The 5,521-nt window shown below is 62.8% G+C and carries 3 protein-coding genes; all 3 read right to left on the bottom strand.

What is annotated here, in order from left to right:
• Positions 1 to 135 precede the first annotated feature (135 nt).
• The 3 genes from gcvP to LVD08_RS26075 all read right to left on the bottom strand — a co-directional run bounded on the left by gcvP (position 136) and on the right by LVD08_RS26075 (position 5,331).
• Positions 136 to 2,988: an aminomethyl-transferring glycine dehydrogenase gene (gene gcvP, locus LVD08_RS26085; protein ID WP_431061436.1), complete on the bottom strand. Its 2,853-nt coding sequence runs from the start codon at positions 2,986 to 2,988 to the stop codon at positions 136 to 138.
• 11 nt (positions 2,989 to 2,999) lie between these two features.
• Complete coding sequence (gene gcvH / locus LVD08_RS26080) at positions 3,000 to 3,383, bottom strand: glycine cleavage system protein GcvH (RefSeq protein ID WP_096795081.1); 384 nt, start codon at positions 3,381 to 3,383, stop codon at positions 3,000 to 3,002.
• Between the two features lie 439 nt (positions 3,384 to 3,822).
• Entirely contained in the window at positions 3,823 to 5,331 is a 1,509-nt protein-coding gene (locus tag LVD08_RS26075; protein WP_247269623.1) for a sigma-54-dependent transcriptional regulator, read from the bottom strand.
• Positions 5,332 to 5,521 lie beyond the last annotated feature (190 nt).

The following is a 5,521-nucleotide window of genomic DNA, read 5'->3' as shown; positions in this document are numbered from 1 at the left end:
GGGCTTGCTCGCGAATGCGGTGTGTCAGGCAACATTGATGGCGATTGATACACCGCATTCGCGAGCAAGCCCGCTCCCACATTGGGATCTATGGTGTTGCTGAAAATCGGGGCAGGTGACCTGCCCCTCATCCGTTTAAGCGTAGCTTTCGATCGACGGGCAGGCGCAGACCAGGTTGCGGTCGCCGAACACGTTGTCGACGCGACCGACCGGCGGCCAGTATTTGCCTTCGATCAACGACGCTACCGGATAAACGGCCTGCTCACGGCTGTACGGGTGGGTCCACTCGCCGACCAGCTCCGCAGCCGTGTGCGGGGCGTTTTTCAGCGGGTTGTCTTCCTTGTCCAGCGTGCCGTTTTCCACCGCGCGGATTTCTTCGCGGATGCGGATCATGGCGTCGCAGAAGCGGTCCAGTTCTTCCTTGGATTCACTTTCGGTCGGCTCGATCATCAGCGTGCCGGCGACCGGGAACGACATGGTCGGGGCATGGAAACCGAAGTCGATCAGACGCTTGGCGACGTCATCGACGCTGATGCCGCTGCTGTCTTTCAGTGGACGCAGATCGAGGATGCATTCGTGCGCCACCAGCCCGTTGCTGCCGGTGTACAGCACTGGATAGTGCTCTTCGAGGCGACGGGAAATGTAGTTGGCATTGAGGATCGCCAGTTGCGAAGCACGCTTTAGACCGGCGCCGCCCATCATGCGAATGTACATCCAGGTGATCGGCAGAATGCTCGCGCTGCCGAACGGCGCTGCGCAGACTGCGCCTTCCTTGCGTGCCATCTGGCCGTGACCCGGCAGGAACGGGGTCAGGTGCGACTTGACGCCAATCGGGCCGACGCCCGGGCCGCCACCGCCGTGCGGGATGCAGAAAGTCTTGTGCAGGTTCAGGTGCGACACGTCGCCGCCGAACTTGCCTGGTGCGCAGAGGCCGACCATCGCGTTCATGTTGGCGCCGTCGATGTACACCTGGCCGCCGTTGTCGTGAATGATGCCGCAGATTTCGCGGATGCCTTCCTCGAACACGCCGTGGGTCGACGGGTAGGTGATCATCAGCGCGGCGAGGTGTTCGCGGTGCTCGATGGCTTTGGCGCGCAGGTCTTCGATATCGACGTTGCCGCGAGCATCGCACGCGGTCACCACCACGCGCATGCCAGCCATGTTGGCGGTGGCCGGGTTGGTGCCGTGGGCCGACGACGGGATCAGGCAGATGTCGCGGCGCTCGTCGCCACGGCTCTGGTGGTAAGCGCGAATCGCCAAGAGGCCTGCGTATTCACCCTGCGAACCGGCGTTGGGTTGCAGCGAGATCGCGTCGTAACCGGTGGCGGCGCAGAGCATCGCTTCCAGTTCGTCGGTCAGTTGCTGGTAGCCGGCGCTCTGCGCAGCCGGAGCGAACGGGTGCAGGGCGCCGAATTCGGCCCAGGTCACCGGGATCATTTCGCTCGCGGCGTTGAGTTTCATGGTGCACGAGCCCAACGGGATCATGGTGCGATCCAGTGCCAGGTCCTTGTCCGCCAGTTTGCGCAGGTAGCGCATCAGCTCGGTTTCCGAGTGATAACGGTTGAACACCGGGTGGCTGAGGATCGGCGACTGACGTACAAGCGCCGCCGGGATGGTGCTTTGCACCGACGCGGCCAGCGCAGCGAAGTCCGGCAGGGTCTTGCCGTCGGCGAACAGCCCCCATAGGGTTTCGATATCAGTCTGAGTGGTGGTTTCGTCCACCGACAGGCCCAGACGCTCGGCATCGATGACCCGCAGGTTGATCTGTGCAGCGTGTGCCTTGTCGTGCAGCGCGGCGGTGTGTGCGCCGGTGGCTACGGTCAGGGTGTCGAAGAAGCTTGTCTGCTCGACTTTAGCGCCCAGTGCGCTCAGGCCCTTGGCCAGAATCGCGGTCAGGTGATGCACGCGGTTGGCGATCTGGGTCAGGCCTTTCGGGCCGTGATACACGGCGTACATGCTGGCGATGTTGGCCAACAGCACCTGCGCGGTGCAGATGTTCGAGGTGGCCTTCTCGCGGCGGATGTGTTGCTCGCGGGTCTGCATCGCCAGACGCAGCGCCGGTTTGCCGAAACGGTCAACCGAAACACCGACCAGACGGCCCGGCATGTCACGCTTGAACGCATCCTTGGTGGAGAAGTAAGCCGCGTGCGGGCCACCGAAGCCCAGCGGCACGCCGAAGCGTTGTGCGGAACCGATGGCGACGTCGGCGCCGAACTCGCCCGGGGCGGTCAGCAAAGTCAGGGCCAGCAGATCGGCAGCCACGGCGACCAGCGCGTTGGCGGCGTGGAAGCGCTCGGTCAGTTCGCGGTAGTCGAACACATCACCGTTGCTCGCCGGGTACTGCAGCAGCGCGCCGAAAAACGGCGTGACGTCGCTCAGTTCACGCTCATCGCCAACCACCACTTCGATGCCCAGCGGCTCGGCACGGGTGCGCAGCACGTCGAGGGTTTGCGGGTGGCTGTGGATCGAGGCGAAGAACTGGTGGCTGCCCTTGTTCTTGCTCAGGCGTTTGCAGAAGGTCATGGCTTCGGCAGCGGCGGTGGCTTCGTCGAGCAGCGAGGCGTTGGCGATCGGCAGGCCGGTGAGGTCGCTGATCAGGGTCTGGAAGTTCAGCAGCGCTTCGAGACGGCCCTGGGAAATTTCCGGTTGGTACGGGGTGTAAGCGGTGTACCAGGCCGGGTTTTCCAGCAGGTTGCGCAGGATTGGCGACGGCGTTTGGCAGTTGTAGTAGCCCTGGCCGATGTAGGTCTTGAACAGTTGGTTTTTGCCGGCGATGGATTTGATCATCGCCAGTGCATCGGCTTCGCTCAGGCCGTCGTCCAGGCCGAGCACGCTGGTGCCCTTGATGCTTTCCGGGATGACGCTGGCGCTCAGCGCTTCGAGCGAGTCGAAGCCGAGGCTGTTGAGCATGGCTTGCTCGTCACCGGCGCGTGGGCCGATGTGACGGGCGATGAATTCGTTGGCAGTGCCGAGGTTTACTTGGGTCATGTCGTTACTCCTCAGGCTTCGGCTTGGGCTTTGATCAGGCGGTCGTAGGCGTCTTGATCGAGCAGTTTGCCGACAGCGGCGGCGTCGCTTGGCTGGAAGCGGAAGAACCAGCCTTCGCCCAGCGGATCTTCGTTGACCAGTTCCGGGCTGCCGTCCAGTGCCGGGTTCACTTCCATAACTTCACCGTCGAGCGGCATGTACACGCCGCTGGCGGCTTTCACCGATTCCACGGTGGCGGCTTCAGCGCCTTTTTCGTAAGCCTGCAGCTCAGGCAGTTGCACGAACACCACGTCGCCCAAAGCGTTCTGCGCGAAAGCGGTGATGCCGACAGTAACGCTGCCGTCAGCTTCGGTGCGCAGCCATTCGTGATCTTCAGTAAAACGCAACTCGCTCATGGAAACTCCTAAGGGGGCCAGACTCGTCTGGTGGACGCGGTGGAAGGCTTGGGCGGGAAAGCCCTGATTTTATGAGCGGTTACTTAGCAAGAACGCGGCCATATTATATTTATCTATATAAATCAAATAGTTACGTGTTTCTGGTTGTGATGGGTATGGGGCTTCTGTAGCGAAATCGCTACGGCTTGGGGCGGGGAGAAAAGCTGAAGCGGATCAAAGCCTTGCACAGCGGCGGTCGGAGGAGGGTGTAGCGATATCGTTCCGCTGTAGCGCTTTCAGTACAGATGGAGGTCGGTTTTGAACGGATTTCGAATCCGTCACATGAACCCCCTGTGGGAGCGGGCTTGCTCGCGAGAGCGTCAGGTCAGTCGACATCACTGTTGAATGGCCCACCGCATTCGCGAGCAAGCCCGCTCCCACATTTTTGACCGCGTGCGGCTTACGGTTTATTGGTGATGCCGTACTTGCGCAGGCGATGGGCGATTGCCGTGTGCGAGGTCTGCAGGCGGCTGGCCAGTTGGCGGGTCGAGGGGTAGCTGACGTAGAGTTTTTCCAGCAGCGATTTTTCGAAGGACTCGACGGCCTGTTCGAGGCTGTCGACGTCGCTGTCGGTCTGCCGCGCCACCGAGGTGCCGGCGATGTCGAGATCACCGATATCGACCAGGCTGCTTTCGCAGATCGCCGCGGCGCGGAAGATCACGTTTTGCAGTTGCCGCACGTTGCCCGGCCAGCGGTTGCCGAGCAGCGCTGGATAAGTCCCCGGTGCCAGGCGACACACCGGACGCTGAATCTGCGCACAGGCCTGCTGCATGAAGTAACGCGCCAGCAGCAGAATGTCCTGACCACGCTCGCGCAGCGGCGGCACTTCGACGTTGAGCACGTTGAGACGGTAGAACAGGTCTTCGCGGAACAGACCTTCGCTGACCATTTTTTCCAGGTCGCGGTGGGTCGCGCTGAGGATCCGCACGTTGACCTTCACTTCGCGATCACCGCCGACCCGACGGAAGCTGCCGTCATTCAGAAAGCGCAATAACTTGGCCTGCAAGTAGGGCGACATCTCGCCGATCTCGTCGAGAAATACCGTGCCCTGGTTGGCCAGTTCCATCAGCCCCGGTTTGCCGCCACGTTGCGCGCCGGTGAAGGCGCCGGGGGCGTAGCCGAACAGTTCGCTCTCGGCGAGGTTTTCCGGCAGCGCCGCGCAGTTCAGCGCGAGAAACGGCGCACTGTGCCGCGCACTGATCGCGTGGCAGGCGCGGGCCACCAGTTCTTTACCGGTGCCGGTTTCGCCTTGAATCAGCAGCGGTGCGTCGAGGGCTGCGACTCGTTGCGCGCGGGCCTTCAGCGTGCGGATCGCCGGGGATTCGCCGAGCAGCGCATCGAAGCCTTCGGCGTGGTCATGGTGCAATGCCGAGAGCTGTTCACCGATGCGGTTTGGCTGATAAAGGGTCAGCAGCGCGCCGGCGTCGGTGATCGGTGTGGCGTCGAGCAGCAGGGTCTGGCCATTGACGGTGATCTCGCGCAGCGGCAGGCGGAAGCCTTGTTCGAGCAGGGTTTCCAGCAGACCGGGATCGTTGAACAGTTCCGAGACACTTTCCCCCGCCGGTTCACGCCCGTACAGGGCGATCAGTGCCGGGTTGGCCAGCAGCACCTTGCCGGCGCTATCGAGGGCCAGTACCGGATCGGTCATCGCCGCGAGCAGTGCATCAAGCTGCAAGTGCCGCCGCTGGCCGGGGAGGATGTCGACCACCACCACGGCCTCCACGCCGCGCACCCGGAACAACGCATCTTTGAGCTCTTCGAGCACTTGCGGGCTCAAGGTCGGTGCATCGATGTAGACGTTGGGCGGAATCATCTCCACCGCATCCAGATTGAGATTGCGCCCACCGAGGATAGCCAGGACTTCCTGGGTGATGCCGACGCGGTCGATGAAGCTGACGTGGATACGCATGGGGGCGGTTCAGTGTTCTGGAATGCGGAGGGTGGCAAGTATGCCTTGGGGCGGGGCAATGGTGAAATCTGCAACGATTGTCAGCGCTACACGGATACCTTGTGGGAGCGGGCCTTCGCCCGGGGGGGGGGCGGCCGGCCCCGCAAAAGATGGGCTGTCTGGTGCCCTCCGCGCGCACGCCGCCCCGCCC

The sequence above is a fragment of the Pseudomonas sp. YL2 genome, assembly GCF_023063025.1.
In the GTDB taxonomy this organism is placed as follows: domain Bacteria; phylum Pseudomonadota; class Gammaproteobacteria; order Pseudomonadales; family Pseudomonadaceae; genus Aquipseudomonas; species Aquipseudomonas putida_A.
The sequence above is the reverse complement of the archived record's forward strand: the minus strand, read 5'-3'. Positions and strand labels throughout refer to the sequence as shown.